The sequence below is a fragment of the Mesorhizobium sp. B2-4-15 genome (genome assembly GCF_006658505.1).
GTDB lineage: Bacteria > Pseudomonadota > Alphaproteobacteria > Rhizobiales > Rhizobiaceae > Mesorhizobium.
Window position 1 is genome coordinate 50,662 of record NZ_VFUZ01000008.1, and the last position, 18,711, is coordinate 69,372.

The following is an 18,711-nucleotide window of genomic DNA, read 5'->3' on the forward strand; positions in this document are numbered from 1 at the left end:
CATGGCTTCGCTTAAGCATGTCATTCCCTTTGACACGGACGCGATCGAACCGTGTGAAATCGTCACGTCGGATCCGGCAGCGGTCGATCGGCCTTACCAGCCGCGCAGCTGGCGGCACTTCCAGAAAGCCGAAAGGGGCGCGACCGCGGGCATTTGGGAAGCCGAGGCCCATCTGGAACGGATTGACTGCGGTTACGACGAGCTGTGCCATATCCTCGAGGGCAGCGTGCGGCTGACCAACGTCGCGGGCGATTCTCGAACCTTCGGCCCAGGGGATAGCTTCGTTGTAGCGGCTGGCTTCAAAGGAATATGGGAAAACCTCACCCCAGTCAGGAAGGTCTTCTTCATCCTCGCTTAGCAGCACGGCCTAAGCAGACCTCAGGAGAAAGAAGCCCAAAGTGACAGTTCCACCCATCCAAAATGCGCCGAAGACGATGTGGATAGCCCGCAGAAGGGCGATCATAGAGTTTAGTATCCTCTCAATGGCCGATATGAGGCGCATTGCGGTATGTCTACTCTACTACCGTGAGTGAACCGTCGGGACGACTGGACATGCTAGGCACACGCAGCGCCTGTTGGAGGATCACTTCCAAACTGGACAGGATATCGGCGGGGCAGCGATCTCTTGACTCTGCCGACCAGACGTTGCGGCGGTTGCCGATGACTACCTACCCAAATTCATCGCTTTCGTTTCGATCAGCTTCTCGCGGGCAACCGTTGGACCGAAGTCGACGTAGTGCTCGCGGATCAGCTCTAGCGCGAAGTTGCGAACGCCATCAACGATACGATTGTTGGAATGTCGGCCGCGCGCCTTGTGCCGGAGAGCCGCAGCGCCATCCGCCTGGAACGTCCTCAACAGCCGCTGGACCTGATGAACTAAAACGTAGAACCTCGATATGTCGCAGCTCGCGTTCGCTCATCAAAACCAGTCGCAATCTGCAATCTCCCGCGCTCTCGAACGCGAGTAGATTGGCAAGGCAGGAGCGACATTCCTACTTTGCCAGATCCGGACATTTTTTTTAACTTAGCTGCTACACAGCCTCTTCGCATAAGATGCAGTCTGGAATGCCCAAAGCGCAAAGCTGGCATCGTATGCTTCAAATACTGACATTGGGTCAAATGACTCGAGAGAGAGATGAACGCGCGTCCACAAAGTCATAGTCTGCTTCAACGGTTCGCCGTGTTGCTTATCCTGGCCGGCGGCACTGCCTTGGATGGAGGCTCTATCGCCATGGCTGATGCGCCGCCGCAATACGACCATGTAGTGGTCGTGGTCATGGAGAATCATTCCTTCGAGCAGATCGCGCAGCCGGGCGCTGCTCCCTATCTGCAGACCCTGGCGAGGAACGGCGCCCTATTCTATAATTCGCATGGGGTCGCTCATCCCAGTCAGCCCAACTACCTGGCCCTGTTCAGCGGCTCGACCCACGGGGTGCGCGACGATGGCATCCACGAGATTGCCGGGTCCAACCTTGCCGAGCGCCTTCAGGCTGCCGGCAAGGCCTTTGTGGGCTATGCCGAGGCCGGATCGCCCCGCAAACACAATCCGTGGGAATCCTTTGCCGACGCCAGAGGAGCCGGAAAATCACTGACCAAATTTCCGCGCGACTATGCGCGGCTGCCGGCGGTCAGCTTCGTCATCCCCAACCTAGCCAACGACATGCATGACGGCACGACCGTGCAGGCCGATGCATGGCTGAAGGCCCATTTGCGCACCTATGCCATCTGGTCGCGCAGGCACAACAGCCTGCTGGTCGTAACCTTCGACGAGGACGATGGCGGTCTTGAGAACCACATATTCACGGTGTTTTACGGCGCTGGCATCAAGCCCGGCCGTTACGCCGACAGGATCGACCACTACACATTGCTGCGGACCATCGAGGACATCGAAGGTATAGCGCCGCTGGGTACCACCATCGTAAGAACGGCGATCGGAAGCGTCTGGAAAGAGCCGTAGAACGTTTGAGAGCTATGCCGCAGCCCGTGTTGCGAACCGTTTTCAGGACATGAAAGAGCTGGAGCAGGAAGCCACGATGTAGTGCCGTGCGCGGCATCACTTACGTTGTCGTCAATGATGCCCAACTTCGAGAGGCGGCACCGACCTCGCCGACATGGAGGCAACGATCGCCGCCGGCAAGGACTGCAACGCCATTGTGCATTTCGGCGGCGCGCCGCCCGAATGCGAGTGGCAGACGATCCTGGCTTCCAGCATCCGCGGTTCCTACCACATCTACGAAGGCGCCCGGAAACGTGGCGTCAAGCGCGTCATCTACGCCTCATCGGTGCATGCGATCGGCTGTCACGAAGTCGAGGCGCATATCGGTGTGGACGCCGGTGCGCTGTGGACCAGGACGAGGACTAGTTTTCGATGCCAGTGGCGTCTCTGTCTTTCATAGAAAGGGTCGATGAACGCGTGCCACTACACGGATATGGGGCGTCTGGCCTGGGGCACCAAGAGCGGAACGGCAGCTTTCCCCTCTTCGCGAACACGATGCCGGACTTTCAACGCTGGATCAAATCTCTCGGTAGTGCATCAGTTTGAAGTCTGAAAGGCGGATTTACTTCCTGATGATCCGGACCATGGGTCGCCAGGAACTCGCCGCACGTCTATGTTGACGCAAGAATGGGACGGACGAGAGACTGAGTGAATGATCGCCGGCCGGTGTGGATCAACGCTAATCCTTCAGGCTCTTGCTCTGGGCGTGCTGAGCCTCACCTTGGCAGGTGTCAAGGCTTTTGCAGCCGACACCGCCATTCCCGTTGTCGCCGACGTCGCGCGCCGAGCCGATGTCCCGGTCTTTCTTGTCGGCCTCGGCTCCGTTGCCCCGCTGCGCACCGTGACCGTAACCAGCCGGATCGACGGCGAGTTGATCAAGCTCGACTTCGTCGACGGACAGGATATGCACGCCGGCGATCGTCTCGCCGAGATCGCTCCGCATCCCCTGCGGGCGGCGCTCGCGCAGCGCAAGCCACCAAGGCGCGGGACGACGTATCGCTGGCGAATGCCAGGCTGGACCTCGCCCGGGCGCAGACCCTGACCACCAAGGGCGTCGGCACGACGCAGGTACTGGACACCGCAAAGGCGGCGGTGGCGCAGCTTGAGGCTACCGACAAGGTCGATCAGGCCGCCATTGATATCCAGCAAACCCAGCTCGGCTTTACGCAGATACGCTCGCCGCTGGACGGCCGCGCCGGCATCCATATGGTCGATGCCGGCAACAGTGTCCGGGCCAGCGACACCGGCGGCATCGTCCGGATCAGCCAGATCCATCCGATCGCGGTTGATTTTTCGCTGCCCTCATGCGAAGCGGCGACGAAATGAGCCTGTGTCAAAGGCAAAACCGGGCTGATTGGTCGGCCCATTCTGGCAGCGTGATGTGATCCTTGCTGTGAACTGGGCCTCCAGCGACGTTTCCAAGGCCGAGGCGCAGGGCGGTGCTGACGCAGATCGCCCGCTACGTGCCGCCGCTCTGCGCTTCCACAACCCCGTGAACTTCCATCCGTCTTCCGCGTTACACTCAGTTATGAATCGATCGGATTTCGTATCGACGATCAAGCGTGCTCGATTGGACAAAGAGCGCGCCGAGGCGGAAATCGACGGTACACGATTGCGGTAAGCCGACGCATCATTGAGGAATCCCGCAAGCTCCTACAGCGAATAAGCGAGCGCCAAGATCCGGGAAGTACCGGCCGGCGCTAGCGAGGTAGTGTGATTTGCGCCTTGGACCTAGATGGCGCAAGGTTTGGCTGCTCCGGACATCCTCAAACCGGTGGTGTATGGCTCGGGCTGCGAATCCTGTGTCACCTTGTGGCACAAATTTCGGCGGGAAGGTGGCGCGCGCCACCGACGGAAATCTTGGCAGCGTTTTTTGCATTCGATTTGCTGAAGACGGGGACCAGGGAGATCGTAATGGGCGCTGCCGATCGCTTCAAGTCAAAGTCGGCTTCGCCTGCGACCGTCCTACGTATCCTCACTGCGCAACGCTATCCTCATCGCTGAGTTCCAATCCACGCTTATAAGCATTTTCTTATTTAGTGTGACAATTATGGGCTGGTCGCACCTGTGAAACGTGGGTACGCGTGGATCGGGTTAATGAGGAAAGCGCGAATGCACGCTCGCCTACCGGAAACGGCTCACGTGAATTTAGCCGCGAACCGACGGGATGCCGGCATCCCCATCAATCACCGTCTGTAGACGAGTTTCGAACCGGCTAAGTTCGCCGATCGCCTCCTGTCGTCGCCTCTCCTGAGCACTTTCAAAAAATCCCAATGAACACTGTCCGCTCATAGACGCGAAGCGTAACGAAACCTGCCGCGAGCGTTTTTTTGTTGCTCGACATCGGTTCTTCGGAGGATGATTCCAAGAGAGGTCACCAAGGCCTGATGAAAGGCAACGCCAAGATGGTCACACGCGGGTTTTCAGGACGCCGGCCGCCGGCTGGGGACGCACGCATACCTCCAGGGCAACACCTCGAGCACGGATTCCCCGTCCTGTCGGCCGGGCCAACACCGAGAATCCGCACCGAGGATTGGTCGTTCACGCTCAAACACGGGCCGCGGCCGATCAAGAAGTGGAGTTGGGCGGAGTTCAGCGCCCTGCCCATGACGAAGATGACTCGGGACATCCACTGCGTGACGTCTTGGACCAAGTTCGACACACCTTGGCAGGGCGTCCTCGTCGACGACATCCTCGCCGACGCGGGTGTCGAGCCGCCGACCGCCTTCACGCTCGCGCACTCCTTCGACGGGTATTCAACAAACGTGCCGACCAAAGACCTGGTGGTGGGCAAGGCTATGGTCGCCCTGCTCTATGAGGGAAAGCCGATCACGGCGGACCATGGGGGGCCGGCGCGGCTGCTGGTGCCGCACCTCTACTTCTGGAAGTCGGCGAAGTGGGTGAACGGCCTGCAGTTCACTGAGCGTGACGAGCCCGGATTCTGGGAATTGCGAGGTTACCACATCTACGGCGACCCATGGCGCGAGCAGCGCTACACGAACGACCCGTGAGCGAGCCCACCGCGCCGCAGTCGCCTTGGCAAACGGCGACAATCGCTCGAATTTTGAGACGTACGCCCCGGGTCGTCAGCTTCTTCCTCCAGCCGTTGCAGCCATTCGCCTATCGCGCGGGCCAGCACATCGACGTCAAGCTGACCGCGCCCGACGGCTACGAGGCGCGACGCTCCTACTCCATTGCCTCCGCGCCTGAGGCTGGCGAGCAGGTCGAGGTCGCGATCGAGAGGCTTGATGACGGTGAGGTGTCGCCGTTCTTCCATGATGTGGCGGCGGTCGGCGATGAGATCGAGGTCCGTGGGCCGCTCGGCGGACACTTCGTCTGGCCGGAGGGGGACCAAGGACCGATCCTGCTTGTGGGTGGCGGCTCCGGCGTCGTTCCCTTGGCGTCGATGGCCCGCCATCGCGCCGCTCTTAGCTCGAAGGTGCCAGTCGTCTTGGTCTATTCTGCGCGGACTTGGGACGAAGTGGTCTTCCGCGACGAGCTGATCGAACTCGACCGCCGCGGCGACGGCTTCAGCCTGGCGCTCGCGCTGACGCGGGAGGGCGCCCGCCGCCCTGCTGACCATTCCCGGCGGATCGACTTGGCGATGGTGGCACAATCTATAGCATACTTCCCCAGCCCGCCGGGCGTCGCCTTTGTCTGTGGGTCCAACGCGTTCGTAACGGCCGCCAGCCAGGCGATGATCGATGCAGGCGTCCCTGCAAGAATTATCCGCACCGAACGTTACGGCGTTTGAACGGTGAACCCTGCGCCTCTGTCCCGGCCAAAGCAAACAAGGGCGCACGAAGCGGAAGCACCGAAATGCCCGCCGCGGGACCGAGGGGCACGGTTCTGTCCTGACTTCGAGGTCGAGCGTCCGCAGTCGGGGGCTTAGCCTCACTGCAGAAGACATTGCGAACGTTGTCACGGTGAAGAAATTGGTGGGGTCATTTTATGGGGATTGGCGCACGCACAGAAAGCTGGCGACAGCTGAAGCATCTCGCCGGTGTCGCGTGTGGCGTATAGACGGGTCAGCCAGTATTCGGTCTGTTGAATGATGTTTTCAAATCGAGAAAACCCAGTTAGGCAGCGCAAGAACCATTGATGCCATCCCGCATGGCAGTCCCAATGGCCTTTCGGCAAATCCGAAAAGGCCACCACGATTAAATCTCCTCCCGCCACTCTTCATTCCGACTGCCGACAAGACTTGCCCAGCCATGACACTATGGCGTTGTTTGCCGTCAGTTGTCTCGCGCGTGGAGCAAAACTGACGCTTCAGACAGCATCGATCGGGAGGATACGGTATCGCTTTCCGGTGAGGCGCGCCAACCCATTAACCACCGCCGGCGAAATGACGGGGGTGGCGGGTTCGCCTACACCCAGAGGAGCGTCGTTGCTTGGCACGATATACACATCGATCGCCGCCGGAGCATCGGACATGTAAGGCGGCCGAAATCCATCGAAGTTCGACTGCTCAACCTCGCCGTCCTTGAGGGTGATGGCGGACATGAGCTGAGTGAGACCGAAGCCGATCGCGCCTTGGCACTGCGCTTCGATGGAAAGCGGATTCACCGGCAGCCCGCAGGCGATGGCAACGGTGACGCGGTGGACCCGTGGGCGGTTGTCGACGACCGAGACCTCGGCCGCGCAGGCGATACCCGTGTCCCAATAATCCGCGCAAGCGATGCCGGCGGCACGGCCGGAGGCAAGGTTATTTCGCCAACGACTCTTCTCCTCGAGCAGGGTTAACGCATCGCGGACCTTTGTGGCCTCGGGATCGAGAAGCTTCAGCCTGTAGGCGAAGGGATCGGCCTTGGCGCGAACGGCGAGCTCATCGATCAGGGTCTCCATGACAAAGGTGTTCTGTGAATGCCCGACAGAGCGCAGGGTATAGACAGGCACGCTCACCGCCGGATGGTGTACCGACACCTCAAAGTTCGGGATGCGGTATTTGTTGTTCACCGCTCCCTCGATGACGAGCGGATCAACGCCATCCTTGATGAAAGTCTTTTCCATCGCCGTTCCGATGATGAACGATTGGCCAACGGCCACGTGTTGCCAGGCCCACGGCATCCCATCGCCCCCGATGGCGATTTCGACGCGATGGGTCGTCATTGGTCGGTAGTAGCCGCTCCGCATGTCGTCCTCGCGCGTGTAGATGAGCTTGATCGGCGTGCCGCGCACACGCTTCGCGATGGCCGCGGCCTCGAAGGGCACATTGCCGTCGAGCGGGCTGCGCCGGCCGAATCCGCCGCCGGCAAAGACCACATGCAGCGTGACTTGGCTGGGATCCAGTCCCAGCGCCTGGGCGAGCACGCCCTGGTCAAGCGTGGCAAACTGAGACGGAATCCATGCCTCCGCACGGTCGCCGTCGTAGCGAAGCGTCATGTTCAGGCATTCGAGCGCGGCAGCGGCCAGATATGGAAGTTCGTATTCCGCCACAAGGTGTTGGGAAGGCGTGGTCTTGGAAAGCGCGGTCTTGTCGCCTCGGCTGAGAGCGACGGTTCCCCGCGTTTTGGCGAGGGCCTGATACCTGGCGCGCAGTTCCTGGCTGTCGGCGCGCTCTACGCTGGAGAAATCCCAGTCGATCTTGAGCTGGTCCCGCGCCTGTTTCGCGCTCCAGAACCGATCCGCGACCACGGCCACGGCGCTCCCTTTGACGAGGGGAATTTCGAACACGTCCCGCACACCCTCCATCGAGCGGACCGCCTGCGCGTCGAACGCCTTGACCCTCGCCCCGAATACCGGTGGCCGTGCGATGAGGGCGATCTTCATGCCCGGAAGGTCGATGTCGAGCGCGAATTTTTGCGACCCGTCCGTCTTCGGGCGGCTGTCCATGCGACGCGTCGACTTCCCGATAATCCGGAAGTCGCCAGGGTTCTTCAAGACAACTTGCTCCGGCATGGGCCTGCGCGCAGCATCGTCCGCGAGTTCGCCATAGCCTGCCGACTGGCCGCCTGGACCACGGACCACGCCCGCCTCCGTGCGGCACTCGTCTGGGCGCACCTTCCATCGATCGGCGGCGGCGCCCACCAGCATCGCGCGGATCCGAGCGCCGAACTCGCGGTGCTGCTGATAGCCATAGCGCACGGACCACGAACCGCTCGTGCTCTGTATCCCGAGCGGCGGCGCCTTGTAGGCATCTCCCGCCGGGGCAAGCTCGGCGCTTACTTGGGACCAGTCCGCATCGAGCTCTTCGGCGACGATCATCGGCAGTGATGTGAGCACGCCCTGCCCCATCTCGATGTGCCGCACAGCGATCACGATCCGCCCGTCGGGCTTGATGTGAATATATGCGTCGGGTGGGGCTGGTAGCGCCTCGGCGTTCTGCGCGAGCGCGGGAAAATCGAAGTGCAGCGAAACCAATAGTCCGCCCGCGGCAACTGCCGATGCGCGCAGGAAGGTGCGGCGGCTCAAATGACCCTTGTCAGGCTGGTATGCGAACCGCATGGTCCGGCTCCTTGCTAGATCAACCGTGTTGAGGCGTCCTGGATGGCAGCGCGGATGCGCACGTAAGTGGCGCAGCGGCATAGATTCGTCATCGATCCCTCGATGTCGGCTTGCGACGGCCGGGGCGTTGCCTTGAGGAGCGCCACGGCGGCCATGATCTGGCCGCTCTGGCAATAGCCGCACTGCACGACATCCTTCTTCACCCAGGCCTCCTGCACAGTGCGACCGACACGATCGACGCCGATGCCTTCGATCGTCACCACCTCCTGGTCTCCCACTTCCGAGACCGGCAAGCCGCAGGAGCGGGTCGCTTCGCCGGCAAGGTGCACGGTGCAGGCGCCGCACAAGCCGATGCCGCAACCGTATTTGGTGCCTGTCAGCTTCAGGTCTTCGCGCAGAACCCAGAGCAGAGGGGTCGACGGATCAACGGTTACGTCCCGGCGCTGCCCGTTCACCGTGATCTTGTATGTCGCCATCGAGGTTCTCCGTCGTGTGACGTCGAGGGTTGGCGCCGAGCCTTGACGGCTTGAAGCATTTGGAGCTTACGAGGCGATGCCGACGATCGAAATGACATAAATCCCAGAAAAACCGCCATTGGCGCGGTTGCCGTTCGACGGCTCTGCCGATTGCCGCTGGCGCAGCCGCTGCCGTGGCACTGCTTTGCACTTCGCCGGAGCGCATCAATGTTGCGGTGGAGGTCGTGTGGGATGAAGGCTGGGTGACCGCACGGCTAACGATCATCGTTACGATCGCCGCCAACGCCCCGCAGAACAATCGGTCACTGCAGCGATTTCAAGTATGCGATGAGATCGTCGCGGTCCGTTTTGTTCGGCACTGAGACGGTCATGGAAGTGCCGGGTACGAATTTTGCCGGAGCAGTGAGGAAAGCATCCAGAGAAGCGTCGTCCCAGGTGATGGCCGCGTTCACCAAAGCCTTGGAATAATGGGCGCCGGCGACCGATCCGGCTTTGCGGCCCACGATTCCGTTGAGATGCGGGCCAACCTTGTCCTGACCCGTCACGGAGTGGCAGGCGGTGCATCTGTTGAAGATCGTCTTGCCGCGATCGGCGTTCCCTTCCGCAAGAGACGGTGAAGCGGCCGCCATCATGGCGACGACGACGGCGATCGTCCGCGGACGGATTCTTGCCCTCCCGATCATGACGCACACAAGCTGTCTGAATAGGTCGCCATCGAGGTTCTCCGTGTGACATCGAGGGTTGGCGCCGAACCTTGACGGCTTGAGGCATTCGCAGCCTAAGGGGACGATCCGACGATCGAAACGACATAGATCCCAGAAAAACTGCCGCCAACTCCGTGAGCTTGGCCTCGCCCAATCACGCCCACGCTGACGCCGCCGTTGCGAATGAAGCATCGGGCACCGTCGCCGGGCGCTGGATACCGACAATCATTCGGCACCCGACCACGCGGCAACCAGCGGCAGGCGAGTTGCCGGAGTGGTCGGCTTGCGAAGCACCGTTCGCTACCAGCTTCGCTCCGGGAAATGTGCCCCTCCGCTGACCGCCGCGCGAAGGAATGGGCCGTGCAGCAGGTTGTACGGAAAACCGAGCTCGATGGCGCTCACCGCATCCAGCCGTGTTATCTGTTCGGCGCTCAAGGTGACGTCGAGGGCGCCGAGATTGTTTTCCAGTTGCTGCAGCGTCCGAGCGCCGAGCAGCAGAGCCGTCACCCCGGGATTGGCCATGACCCAGGCGAGCGCAATCTGCGCTGATGAGCGATCGACTTCCCGCGCGATCTCGCCGACGACATCGGCGATCGCAAGGCTGCGCTCCGACAGGGAGCCGTGGGCGCCGGCAACCGCCTTGCGCGACCCCGCGATGCCGGTCTGCGAAGCGCCGAGATCGGCGCGGCTGTATTTGCCCGACAGCACGCCATTGGCAAGTGGCGCCCAGGGCATGAAGCCCATACCCATCTCGTTGGCCATCGGGATCAGGTCGCGTTCCGAGGTGCGTTCGGCCAGACTGTATTCGCTCTGCAACGCGACGAACGGCGTCCAGCCGCGCAGGTCGGCGATTGCCTGCATCCTTGACGCCTGCCAGGCGGGAATATCCGAGAGGCCGAGATAGAGCACTTTGCCTTGGCGGACGAGATCGTCGAGCCCGCGCAGGATCTCTTCGACCGGGGTCAGCCCTTCCCACTGATGGACATAAAGCAGGTCGATATAGTCGCTCTTCAGCCGGCGCAGGCTTTCCTCGACCGAAGCGATCATGCTCTTGCGATGGTTGCCGCCCGAGTTCGGATCGCCGGGACGCGTCGCCATCGTATATTTGGTCGAGATCACCAGCCGGTCGCGCTTGCCTGCGGCGAATTCACCGACAAGGCGCTCGGAGGAACCGTTGGTGTAGGCGTTGGCGGTATCGACGAAGTTGCCGCCCCGGTCGACATACGCGTCGAATATGCGCTGAGCCTCGTCCTGTTCTGCCCCCCAGCCCCAATCGGAGCCGAAGGTCATGGTTCCCAGCGCAAGCGGGGAGACGCGCAGGCCGGAGCGGCCGAGCAGGCGATAGGTAACAAGGTCAAGTGATTGGGTCATGGGTTAATCTCCAGGAACGGGTGAAGTTGTCCGGAGTAAAAATGAACCGTCGCCGCCAATAAGTTAATCCGCTATAATCCTGATAGGCTAGTTAGAGATTGATGCATAATGAGAGGATCCGACTTCGCCGAGTTGAAGGCATTTGCCGCCATCGTCGAGCATGGAAGCTTTGCCCGCGCAGCCAGCCATCTCGGCATGTCCTCGTCCGCTCTCAGCCAGACCATACGCCTGCTCGAAAGCCGTCTCGGCGCAAGGCTTCTTAACCGCACGACACGAAGCGTGGCGCCGACCGCGGTCGGCCAGCAACTCTACGAGCGGCTTACGCCAGTCATGCTGGAACTGGAGTCGGCGGTGACCGAAGCGGTCGACGCGACCGGCCGCGTGGCCGGCCTGCTGCGCATCAATGCGCCTGGCTACGCTGCGACGATGCTGATCGCGCCCAGGCTCGGGCATTTTCACAGGGGCTATCCGGACGTGGTGCTGGACGTCGTCTCCGATGACAGCCTCAGCGACATCGTCGCCGGGCGCTTCGACGCCGGCATCCGCGCCGGCGAGCGGCTCGAGAAGGACGTCGTGGCCGTTCGGCTGACGCCGGACATGGAGATGATGGCCGTCGCGTCGCCCGACTATCTGAGTACGCGAGGGATTCCGAACACACCGGCGGACCTGCACGCCCATGCTTGTATCAACTGGCGCTACCCCGGCAGCGGCGCAGTCTATCGTTGGGAGTTCGAGAAGGATGGAAAGGCGTTCGAGATGTCGGTCGACGGACCGTTGACCTCGAAGGCAGGAGGTGGTGCTGGATGGCGCGCTTCAGGGTCTCGGCATCCTCTACACCTTCAATGATCATCGCATTGTGCGTTCAATCGAGGAAGGACGCCTCCAACGAGTCCTGGTGGATTGGTCGCCGACCTTTCCCGGCCTCTTCCTCTACTATTCGAATCGCCACTCACCAACGCCGGCATTGCGGGCCTTCATCGACTGCCTTCTGGATCGAGATTCATAAAGCGGGGTCAGTTCGTGTCGATGCGCCATCGGAAGGGGCAAGCGAATCGCATGCGAGCCGCTCACGACGAGCGGTGGTCCTTGCGGGCACTCGTTGCGGTTCTTATTGACCGCTAGGGAGACCTGCTCTCCGCCGCCAGCCTCGCCACGGCCAGCAGTCCACCGATGACCGCCATATGTTCGATGGCGAAATCCAAAGAGGTCGCGCGGTCGGCGCCCACCTGATTCCAAAAGTCGTGAGCGACCGGAATTGTCAGCGCGACGAAGCCACTCAGCGCGATGGCGCCAAGCCATTTATATGGACCAACGATCAACTTGGCGCTTCCGAGGAGTTGGATCAGGATCGTCGCTGCTGCATAGGGTGCTGGCGGCGACAGATGGAAGTGTGTCATCTCCGAAATCGCGCTATTCCAATCGCCTAGCTTGCTCAGCCCGCTTATCCAAAACGGCGAACTGACGAGTATGCAGAGCAGTCGCAGCGAGACACTGGAAAACAGTCGACGAGCGTTCATGCCGGAATCCCTCTTTGGTTCCTGGCGTTGCGCCCGATCTTGAGCGTGGGATCGGGCGCAGTCGACTGTCAGGAACAGTGCGGGAGGAGCTAGGAAGCCTTCCTGGCAGCGTTTGCGGTCTGGGCCTCGAAGCTGTCCATCAACAGGCTGTAGCTATGATAGTGATCGCGGACGACCGGCCCGAATTCCTGGGCGGTCGGCAGCCTCCAGTCGCGCTGCAGCTCGAATCCAACGGTTGTCCAGTTGATGGGGGTGACCCCGTGATCCTGCATTCTGGCAATGGCGAGGTCGCGAAGGGTCTCGTCACTCCCGCCAGAGGCGTCGACCACGCCATACACATTGTAGCCCGCCTCGACCGCCTGCATGGCGGGGAAGGCAAGGCATACATCGATGGTGACACCGGCCATGATCAGGTTCTTGCGGCCGGTTTTCTCGACCGCGGCCAGGAATTCAGGATCATCCCACGCACTGATGATCCCTTGCCGCCGAATCAGCGGGGCATCGGGGAACATGCTCAGCACCTCTGGGATAAACGGGCCGTTTGGACCTTGGTCAAGGCTCGTGGTCAGGATGGTAGGCAGCTTGAAGGCTTTGCCGAGCTTCGCGAGCCCCAGAACATTGTTGCGGTATTCGGCGGGTGAATAGTCATGCACCAGCTGCAAGATTCCCGACTGATGGTCGATCAGCAGAAGTGCCGCGTTGTCTTTAGTGAACCGGGACTTTGTATAGCTATTCGTAGTCATTGCTGTTTTGCTCCTGTGGATAGATGTTTACGGTGAACGGAATTTGGATCCGCACCGCGTGGAACAGTAGACTGGCATTTGGAACTCCAGCGTCTTACATTTGGAACGATGACTGACGCTGTTGACCTCTCCGGCATGGCCCTCTTCGTAAAAATCGTGGAGTGCGGCTCCTTGAGCGCCGCCGGCCGTTTGCTCGGTCTTCCCAAGGCGACGATCAGTCGCCAGCTTGCGCTGATGGAGCAGCGCATGGGGGCGCCGCTGCTCCTGCGCTCGACGCGCGCGCTCAGTCTCACCGATACCGGCCGGCGTTACTTTGAGCGGATCCGTCCGATCGTTCACGATGCCGAGCAGGCCCAGGTCGAAGCGCTTGCGGAACATGCGGTCCCAAGTGGAACGCTAAAGATCGCAGCCCCTGTTGCTTACGGCCAGCATGTCCTGGCGCCGAAACTCTTCACGTTTCTGCAGCGCTATCCGGAGGTACGCATCGACCTGCACCTTAGCGACGAGCGCGTGAACGTAGTCGCCGGCGGCTTCGACCTTGTGATACGAATTGGCCAGCTTGGCGACAGCGATCTGCTAAGGCGTCGGCTCGGGCATGTCGACAGGAAGCTGGTCGCCTCGCCCGACTATCTCGATCGCGCCGGAACACCTCGGACGGTGGCGGAGCTTGCCAGTCACCGTGGCATCCTTACGCGTACGGATCTCGATCACTGGACGATCGACAGTCAGTCGATACGCATCCCATGGAAAATCAGTACCAGCAACATGCATGTAACCCGCGATGCGGCATGCGCAGGTCTGGGTATAGCCCTGTTGCCCGGGTATCTGGCCGACGTCCCGATCGCGGAGGGAAATCTTGTCCGAATCCTTCCTGAAAGTCGCCTGGATCAGATTGAAGCGACGGCACTGCAGGCGCGCTCGGTTACACCATCCATTGCCGTAAAAGCACTCATAAAGCACCTTGTCTGAACCGACAGCATTGTCGCTGCCGTCAGGCGCCATCACCAAGTCGCAGCCCTCGCTCTGCTGGAGTCGTTGCGTTCTGAACCCGGACCGAGGTGCGCGCTCGCCCTTGCCATCTCCAGTCGAACCTGGTCCGCTCCTGCTGAGTCTGGCCGCTATTGATTTCGTAAACCGAGCCCGTGACGAACGATGCCTCGTCGGAAAGCAGGAAGGTCACCACGCCAGCCACCTCTTCCGGTCTTCCTTGCCGACCCATGGCGGTCTTCGACAGTTGAATGCCATCCCGGAGCCGCCGCCGGTCACAAGTCCAACCTTTTCCTCAAACGACATTGCAGTTCTCCATTTCGATGAAGCTTGTCGAGACGGTCCAATGCGCCGCTATTGGGGAGAGCACGCTGAACACCGCGCCAGCGGGATCCGCGAAGAGCTGGCGCTTGCAGTGGTGCGACGCCGCCTTGACTCCGTGGCGGGTCTCACATCCGATTGTGATTACGCGCCTGCATGACAAAGGCCGAAAAATGGGCCACGTCGGCGTCGCTTGGTTCCTGACCCGTGAAGCTGCGCAGATAGGCCGCAAGGTGGCCAAGGCGAGTCTCCGCCAGCTCTTTCACGTCCAGCACATAGTAGCCTATTTGCATGTAGTAGAGCACGCGGGCGCGAATGAGAGCGTCTTCTTCACTGTAGCCATGACGCAGATAAAGGTCGCGTATGGCGCCCAGTCTCTCATCATCCGCCGTGTCAATGATCCTGCGCACTTCGGCGGAGCGGCGTGCCCACTCGCGCACAGCGAAATCGAAGCGCGGGTCGAACAGACTCTCGTCCGCCCAGCACTCAAAGACGTTCATCACACCACGTATGATGGTCTGGGCAGGCCTTGCTGCCCGTTCGACTATCGCCCTGGTGTTCGTGTCACGCCAGTGCTCCAGCAGGCGATTCAGCAGATCCTGGCGGTTCTCGAAATAATTGTAGAAACTCGATCGCGACACGCCGAGCCGCTCGCTCATCTGCAGGACGCGTACGCTTTCCACGCCCTCGGTGACCAGCACCTCCAGAGCCAGATTGATCCAGTCCCAGCGCGTCACCTTGATATTGCCGGGGGCGGTCTCTTTCTGCGGCATCAGCTTGATCATGACTGACGAATGACACAGCCCAAAACACGACGCAAGGAGGACTAGACATAGCTGTCCAATCATTGTACATATATGTCCAATAGTGATCGTCCTGATCTTGGGAGGCAGGATTGACGTCACATTATCGAGCAGTCGCTATCGGAGGCAGGGTCGCCGGCGCTTTGGTGTCGTATCACCCCGCCGAACCCGGTTGGACGGATGTGGTCCGGATCGGTCGGGATGAATTCGCCGCCGGCTCAACATTGCCATGCGGCCGCAGGCTTCCGCGTTTTGAAATGCCGATCCGAACCCCGCCGCTTTCGACGAGCCGCCAGTTCTCGACATTTCGAATTTCGGCACTTCGCCGGAGACCAGTTCGCGCCCGGCAACCGTACGCGCCAACGGCATCTGGAGCGGACGTTCGAGCGTTTCCTGCGGCTGCGGCCTCGGCCGAAATCCTCGACGAATTTATCGCGCGCCGCACCGAAGAGGGTGGCGCGACGCCCGTCTCCTGACGGGCAATGGCTGATGAAACGGGCCTGACGGCCAATGGGAGGAAGAGATGGGCTTTCTGAGACGCAACGACAAACCTGTTCCCGAAACTGTCCAGCGGATGGCGGTGGAGGCCGCTGAGGGACGCATGGATCGCCGCGAATTCCTGGCGCTCGCCAGCGTCTTCGGGCTGTCGACAGCCGTCGCCTACGGCATGATCGGTCTCGCGGTCCCGACGACGGCGGCGGCGCAGCCGAAGAAAGGCGGCGTCATCAAGGTGGCCATGCTGGTCAAGGAGATGAAGGATATACGCAGCTTCGACTGGGGCGAAATGGGCAACATCGCCCGCCAGGTCCTGGAGCCGCTGGTCAGATACACGAAGGATTTCATCTTCAAGCCCATGCTTCTCGAAAGATGGGACGTGAACGACGATGCGACCGAGTACGTGCTGCATCTGCGCAAGGGCGTGAAATGGAACAACGGCGACGATTTCAACGCCGACGACGTTATCTTCAACCTCGAACGCTGGTGCGAAAAATCTGCGCAAGGCAATTCCATGGCCGCGCGCATGGCCAGCCTGATCGACCCGGCGACGGGCAGGGCCCGGGCCGGCGCCATCGCCAGGGTCGACGACCATACGGTGAAGCTGAAACCGTCGGTGCCGGACATTTCCATCATCCCCGCCTTTTCGGACTATCCGGCCCTCATCGTGCATCGCGACTTCGAGAAGATGGGTTCGGATTTCGTGAAGAGCCCGATCGGCACCGGACCGTTCGAACTCGTCTCCTACGAAACCGCGGTGCACGCGCTCTACAAGCGGCGCGAGAACGGCGGGCCCTGGTGGGGCGGCGAGGTTCATCTCGACGGCATCGAATTCATCGACTACGGCAACGACCCCAACGCCATGATCAGCGCCTTCGAGGCGGGTGAAGTCCATACCAACTATGAGACCACCGGCGACTATGTGGCGATCCTGGACAAGATGGGGCTAGTGCGCAGCGGGATTCTGACCGCCGGCACTCTGACGGCGCGCATGAACGTCAACAACAAGCCATATGACGACCAGAGGGTGCGCAATGCCGTCCAACTCGCGGTCGACAATGGAGCGGTGCTTAGCCTGGGCTACAACAATCTTGGCGAGGTGGCGGAAAACCACCATGTGTGCGGCATCCATCCCGAATACGCGCCGCTTCCCAAGATGGAGAGGAACATCGAGAAGGCGAAAGCGATGATGGCCGAGGCCGGTCAGGCGAACTTCGAGCACGAGATCATCACGGTCGACGAGGATTGGCAGAAGAACACCGGCGATGCTATCGCGGCGCAGATGCGCGAGGCCGGCTTCAAAGTGAAGCGGACTGTTCTGCCAGGCTCGACCTTCTGGAACGATTGGACGAAATATCCCTTCTCGCTCACCGTCTGGTCGATGCGGCCGCTCGGCGTGCAGGTGCTGGCGGTTGCCTACCGCTCTGGCGAAGCTTGGAACGAGTCCGGTTTCTCGAACAAGGAATTTGACGAGAAACTATCTCAGGCGATGGCTACCCCCGACGTAGAGAAGCGGCGCGCGATCATGAAGGATGTCGAGAAGATCCTTCAGGACTCCGGTGTCCTCGTTCAGGCTTACTGGCGCAAGATCTTCAATCACTCTGCACAGGCGGTGAAGAACTATAGCACCCATCCCATGCAGGAAACGATCTTCGAAGAGGTATGGCTGGAAACCTAGGTGAAGCTCACATCGAGCGGCACGGGCTGTCCGCCATAGACACGGCCGCAGTGTCCGCCCCGATCAATCACGCCGATACGATGCCCCAGATGCAAGGAAACAAAACGTGGCCACACGCTTGACTGAGGAAAGGCACGTCGTCCTTGCTGTTTATCCGGGTGTATCGCTGTTGGATCTGGGCGGACCGCTGGAGGCGTTCCGCGTATTCTCGGAGTTCGGAGGCGACCACCGCATCCGCTACAAATGCACCGTTGTTTCTTCGCAAGGCGGCCAGGTAGCCACGGCCGACGGAGTGCCGCTTGTCGCGCAATCGATCAAATCCCTCTATCGTGTGAAGATCGATACGCTGATTGTGCCCGGGGCGTTTCTGGTCGATGACGTCACGCGTGATGTCGATCTCGTCAAGTGGGTGGCAAAAACGGGCCCGCGATGCCGCCGCGTATGTTCCGTCTGCGTCGGCAGTTTCTTGCTCGCCGCGGCAGGCCTGTTGAAGGGTCGACGCGCCGCCACTCATTGGATGCACGCGAAATTGCTTGCCCAACGGTATCCCGAAATAACCGTGGAACCCGACGCCATTTTTGTCCGCGACGGACGTGTTTGGTCGTCCGCCGGAGTAACTACCGGGATTGATCTGGCCTTGGCTTTGATCGAGGACGATTGCGGTCGTGAGGCGGCAATGAGCGTGGCGCGTATGCTTGTTGTCTATCTCAAACGCGCTGGCGGTCAATCGCAGTACAGCGCGCTTCTCGCGACTCAAGGAGAAGCGGATTCTGATGCGTTCATCGAACTCGACCGTTGGATCGCCGAGAATCTCACCACCTCGCTGAATGTCGAGGCCCTGGCGGAGCGTATGCACATGAGCTTGAGGAATTTTACCCGTGTTTACACCCAAAAACGCGGGCGGACTCCCGCCAAGGCGGTTGAAGCAATACGCCTCGACGCCGCGCGACGTCTTCTTGAAGAAAGCGACGATCGGATCGAAGGGATAGCCGAGACGTGCGGATATCGGGGCGAGGAGCAAATGCGGGCCGCGTTTGTGCGCGTCCTTAACATTCCGCCTCGTGAGTATCGCCGCCGTTTTGCCACCAGAAACAGTTCGTTGGAGAGATCAAACAAAGCCGGCGACGGCTGCCAACTCAATTCGCAATGATCCGGCTGTCTTTTGCGTAGCTG

21 protein-coding genes and 1 pseudogene are annotated in these 18,711 nt (G+C 60.8%); 12 read left to right on the forward strand and 10 right to left on the reverse strand.

Annotated features, from left to right (window positions below; all coding sequences use genetic code 11):
* Window position 1: 1 nt before the first annotated feature.
* Window positions 2–358 carry a cupin domain-containing protein gene (locus FJ930_RS11815; RefSeq protein ID WP_141837755.1) on the forward strand — a complete coding sequence of 119 codons (357 nt, stop codon included), beginning with the start codon at window positions 2–4 and terminating at the stop codon, window positions 356–358.
* Between the two features lie 333 nt (window positions 359–691).
* Here FJ930_RS11815 and FJ930_RS30405 read toward each other — a convergent pair.
* Window positions 692–935, reverse strand: a pseudogene (locus FJ930_RS30405) (ISNCY family transposase); the annotation flags it as partial.
* A gap of 296 nt (window positions 936–1,231) precedes the next feature.
* On the opposite strand from FJ930_RS30405, the gene FJ930_RS11820 reads away from it, so the two are divergent.
* The 6 genes from FJ930_RS11820 to FJ930_RS11845 all read left to right on the forward strand — a co-directional run bounded on the left by FJ930_RS11820 (window position 1,232) and on the right by FJ930_RS11845 (window position 5,750).
* Complete coding sequence (locus FJ930_RS11820; RefSeq protein ID WP_246676879.1) at window positions 1,232–1,957, forward strand: alkaline phosphatase family protein; 726 nt, start codon at window positions 1,232–1,234, stop codon at window positions 1,955–1,957.
* 154 nt (window positions 1,958–2,111) lie between these two features.
* Window positions 2,112–2,396 (forward strand): NAD-dependent epimerase/dehydratase family protein, encoded by a 285-nt coding sequence (locus tag FJ930_RS11825; protein ID WP_246676880.1) that lies wholly within the window; start codon window positions 2,112–2,114, stop codon window positions 2,394–2,396.
* A gap of 252 nt (window positions 2,397–2,648) precedes the next feature.
* Window positions 2,649–3,038: a biotin/lipoyl-binding protein gene (locus FJ930_RS11830; RefSeq protein WP_141837759.1), complete on the forward strand. Its 390-nt coding sequence runs from the start codon at window positions 2,649–2,651 to the stop codon at window positions 3,036–3,038.
* A gap of 50 nt (window positions 3,039–3,088) precedes the next feature.
* Entirely contained in the window at window positions 3,089–3,322 is a 234-nt protein-coding gene (locus tag FJ930_RS11835; protein ID WP_141837761.1) for a hypothetical protein, read from the forward strand.
* 1,079 nt (window positions 3,323–4,401) lie between these two features.
* Window positions 4,402–5,007 (forward strand): sulfite oxidase-like oxidoreductase, encoded by a 606-nt coding sequence (locus FJ930_RS11840; protein WP_141837980.1) that lies wholly within the window; start codon window positions 4,402–4,404, stop codon window positions 5,005–5,007.
* Window positions 5,004–5,750 carry a ferredoxin reductase gene (locus FJ930_RS11845; protein ID WP_141837763.1) on the forward strand — a complete coding sequence of 249 codons (747 nt, stop codon included), beginning with the start codon at window positions 5,004–5,006 and terminating at the stop codon, window positions 5,748–5,750. The genes FJ930_RS11840 and FJ930_RS11845 overlap by 4 nt, the downstream gene beginning before the upstream one ends.
* Window positions 5,751–5,917: 167 nt before the next feature.
* Here the strand turns inward: FJ930_RS11845 and FJ930_RS11850 are convergent, their stop codons facing one another.
* The 5 genes from FJ930_RS11850 to FJ930_RS11870 form a co-directional block, all read right to left on the reverse strand.
* Entirely contained in the window at window positions 5,918–6,154 is a 237-nt protein-coding gene (locus FJ930_RS11850; protein ID WP_141837765.1) for a hypothetical protein, read from the reverse strand.
* Between the two features lie 114 nt (window positions 6,155–6,268).
* The gene (locus FJ930_RS11855; RefSeq protein ID WP_181763353.1) at window positions 6,269–8,443 is read right to left on the reverse strand and encodes a molybdopterin cofactor-binding domain-containing protein; all 2,175 of its coding nucleotides are present in this window, start codon (window positions 8,441–8,443) and stop codon (window positions 6,269–6,271) included.
* A 14-nt stretch (window positions 8,444–8,457) separates the two neighbouring features.
* Window positions 8,458–8,919, reverse strand: a complete 462-nt coding sequence (locus FJ930_RS11860) for a (2Fe-2S)-binding protein (RefSeq protein ID WP_140746650.1) — start codon at window positions 8,917–8,919, stop codon at window positions 8,458–8,460.
* A 302-nt stretch (window positions 8,920–9,221) separates the two neighbouring features.
* The gene (locus FJ930_RS11865; protein ID WP_181763354.1) at window positions 9,222–9,602 is read right to left on the reverse strand and encodes a cytochrome c family protein; all 381 of its coding nucleotides are present in this window, start codon (window positions 9,600–9,602) and stop codon (window positions 9,222–9,224) included.
* A 321-nt stretch (window positions 9,603–9,923) separates the two neighbouring features.
* Entirely contained in the window at window positions 9,924–10,994 is a 1,071-nt protein-coding gene (locus FJ930_RS11870) for an aldo/keto reductase (protein ID WP_141837769.1), read from the reverse strand.
* A gap of 108 nt (window positions 10,995–11,102) precedes the next feature.
* On the opposite strand from FJ930_RS11870, the gene FJ930_RS11875 reads away from it, so the two are divergent.
* Window positions 11,103–11,840, forward strand: coding sequence for a LysR family transcriptional regulator (locus tag FJ930_RS11875; RefSeq protein ID WP_281408903.1), 738 nt, complete (start codon window positions 11,103–11,105; stop codon window positions 11,838–11,840).
* Complete coding sequence (locus tag FJ930_RS30715; protein ID WP_281408904.1) at window positions 11,791–12,000, forward strand: LysR substrate-binding domain-containing protein; 210 nt, start codon at window positions 11,791–11,793, stop codon at window positions 11,998–12,000. Before FJ930_RS11875 ends, FJ930_RS30715 begins: the two co-directional genes overlap by 50 nt.
* A gap of 112 nt (window positions 12,001–12,112) precedes the next feature.
* On the opposite strand, the gene FJ930_RS11880 is transcribed toward FJ930_RS30715, so the two are convergent.
* Both FJ930_RS11880 and FJ930_RS11885 read right to left on the reverse strand, forming a co-directional pair.
* Complete coding sequence (locus FJ930_RS11880) at window positions 12,113–12,511, reverse strand: DoxX family protein (protein ID WP_141837771.1); 399 nt, start codon at window positions 12,509–12,511, stop codon at window positions 12,113–12,115.
* Window positions 12,512–12,600: 89 nt separating this feature from the next.
* Entirely contained in the window at window positions 12,601–13,254 is a 654-nt protein-coding gene (locus tag FJ930_RS11885; protein WP_141837773.1) for an isochorismatase family protein, read from the reverse strand.
* Between the two features lie 108 nt (window positions 13,255–13,362).
* Here FJ930_RS11885 and FJ930_RS11890 point away from each other — a divergent pair, with 108 nt between their 5' ends.
* Window positions 13,363–14,223, forward strand: coding sequence for a LysR family transcriptional regulator (locus FJ930_RS11890; RefSeq protein WP_141837775.1), 861 nt, complete (start codon window positions 13,363–13,365; stop codon window positions 14,221–14,223).
* Window positions 14,224–14,245: 22 nt separating this feature from the next.
* Here the strand turns inward: FJ930_RS11890 and FJ930_RS30720 are convergent, their stop codons facing one another.
* Both FJ930_RS30720 and FJ930_RS11900 read right to left on the reverse strand, forming a co-directional pair.
* Window positions 14,246–14,473 (reverse strand): SDR family oxidoreductase, encoded by a 228-nt coding sequence (locus tag FJ930_RS30720; protein ID WP_141837777.1) that lies wholly within the window; start codon window positions 14,471–14,473, stop codon window positions 14,246–14,248.
* A 217-nt stretch (window positions 14,474–14,690) separates the two neighbouring features.
* Complete coding sequence (locus FJ930_RS11900) at window positions 14,691–15,347, reverse strand: TetR/AcrR family transcriptional regulator (RefSeq protein ID WP_141837779.1); 657 nt, start codon at window positions 15,345–15,347, stop codon at window positions 14,691–14,693.
* 541 nt (window positions 15,348–15,888) lie between these two features.
* On the opposite strand from FJ930_RS11900, the gene FJ930_RS11905 reads away from it, so the two are divergent.
* The gene (locus tag FJ930_RS11905) at window positions 15,889–17,538 is read left to right on the forward strand and encodes an ABC transporter substrate-binding protein (RefSeq protein ID WP_141837781.1); all 1,650 of its coding nucleotides are present in this window, start codon (window positions 15,889–15,891) and stop codon (window positions 17,536–17,538) included.
* Window positions 17,539–17,644: 106 nt separating this feature from the next.
* On the forward strand, window positions 17,645–18,688 hold the full coding sequence (locus FJ930_RS11910; RefSeq protein ID WP_210245355.1) for a GlxA family transcriptional regulator: 1,044 nt from the start codon (window positions 17,645–17,647) through the stop codon (window positions 18,686–18,688).
* Window positions 18,689–18,711 lie beyond the last annotated feature (23 nt).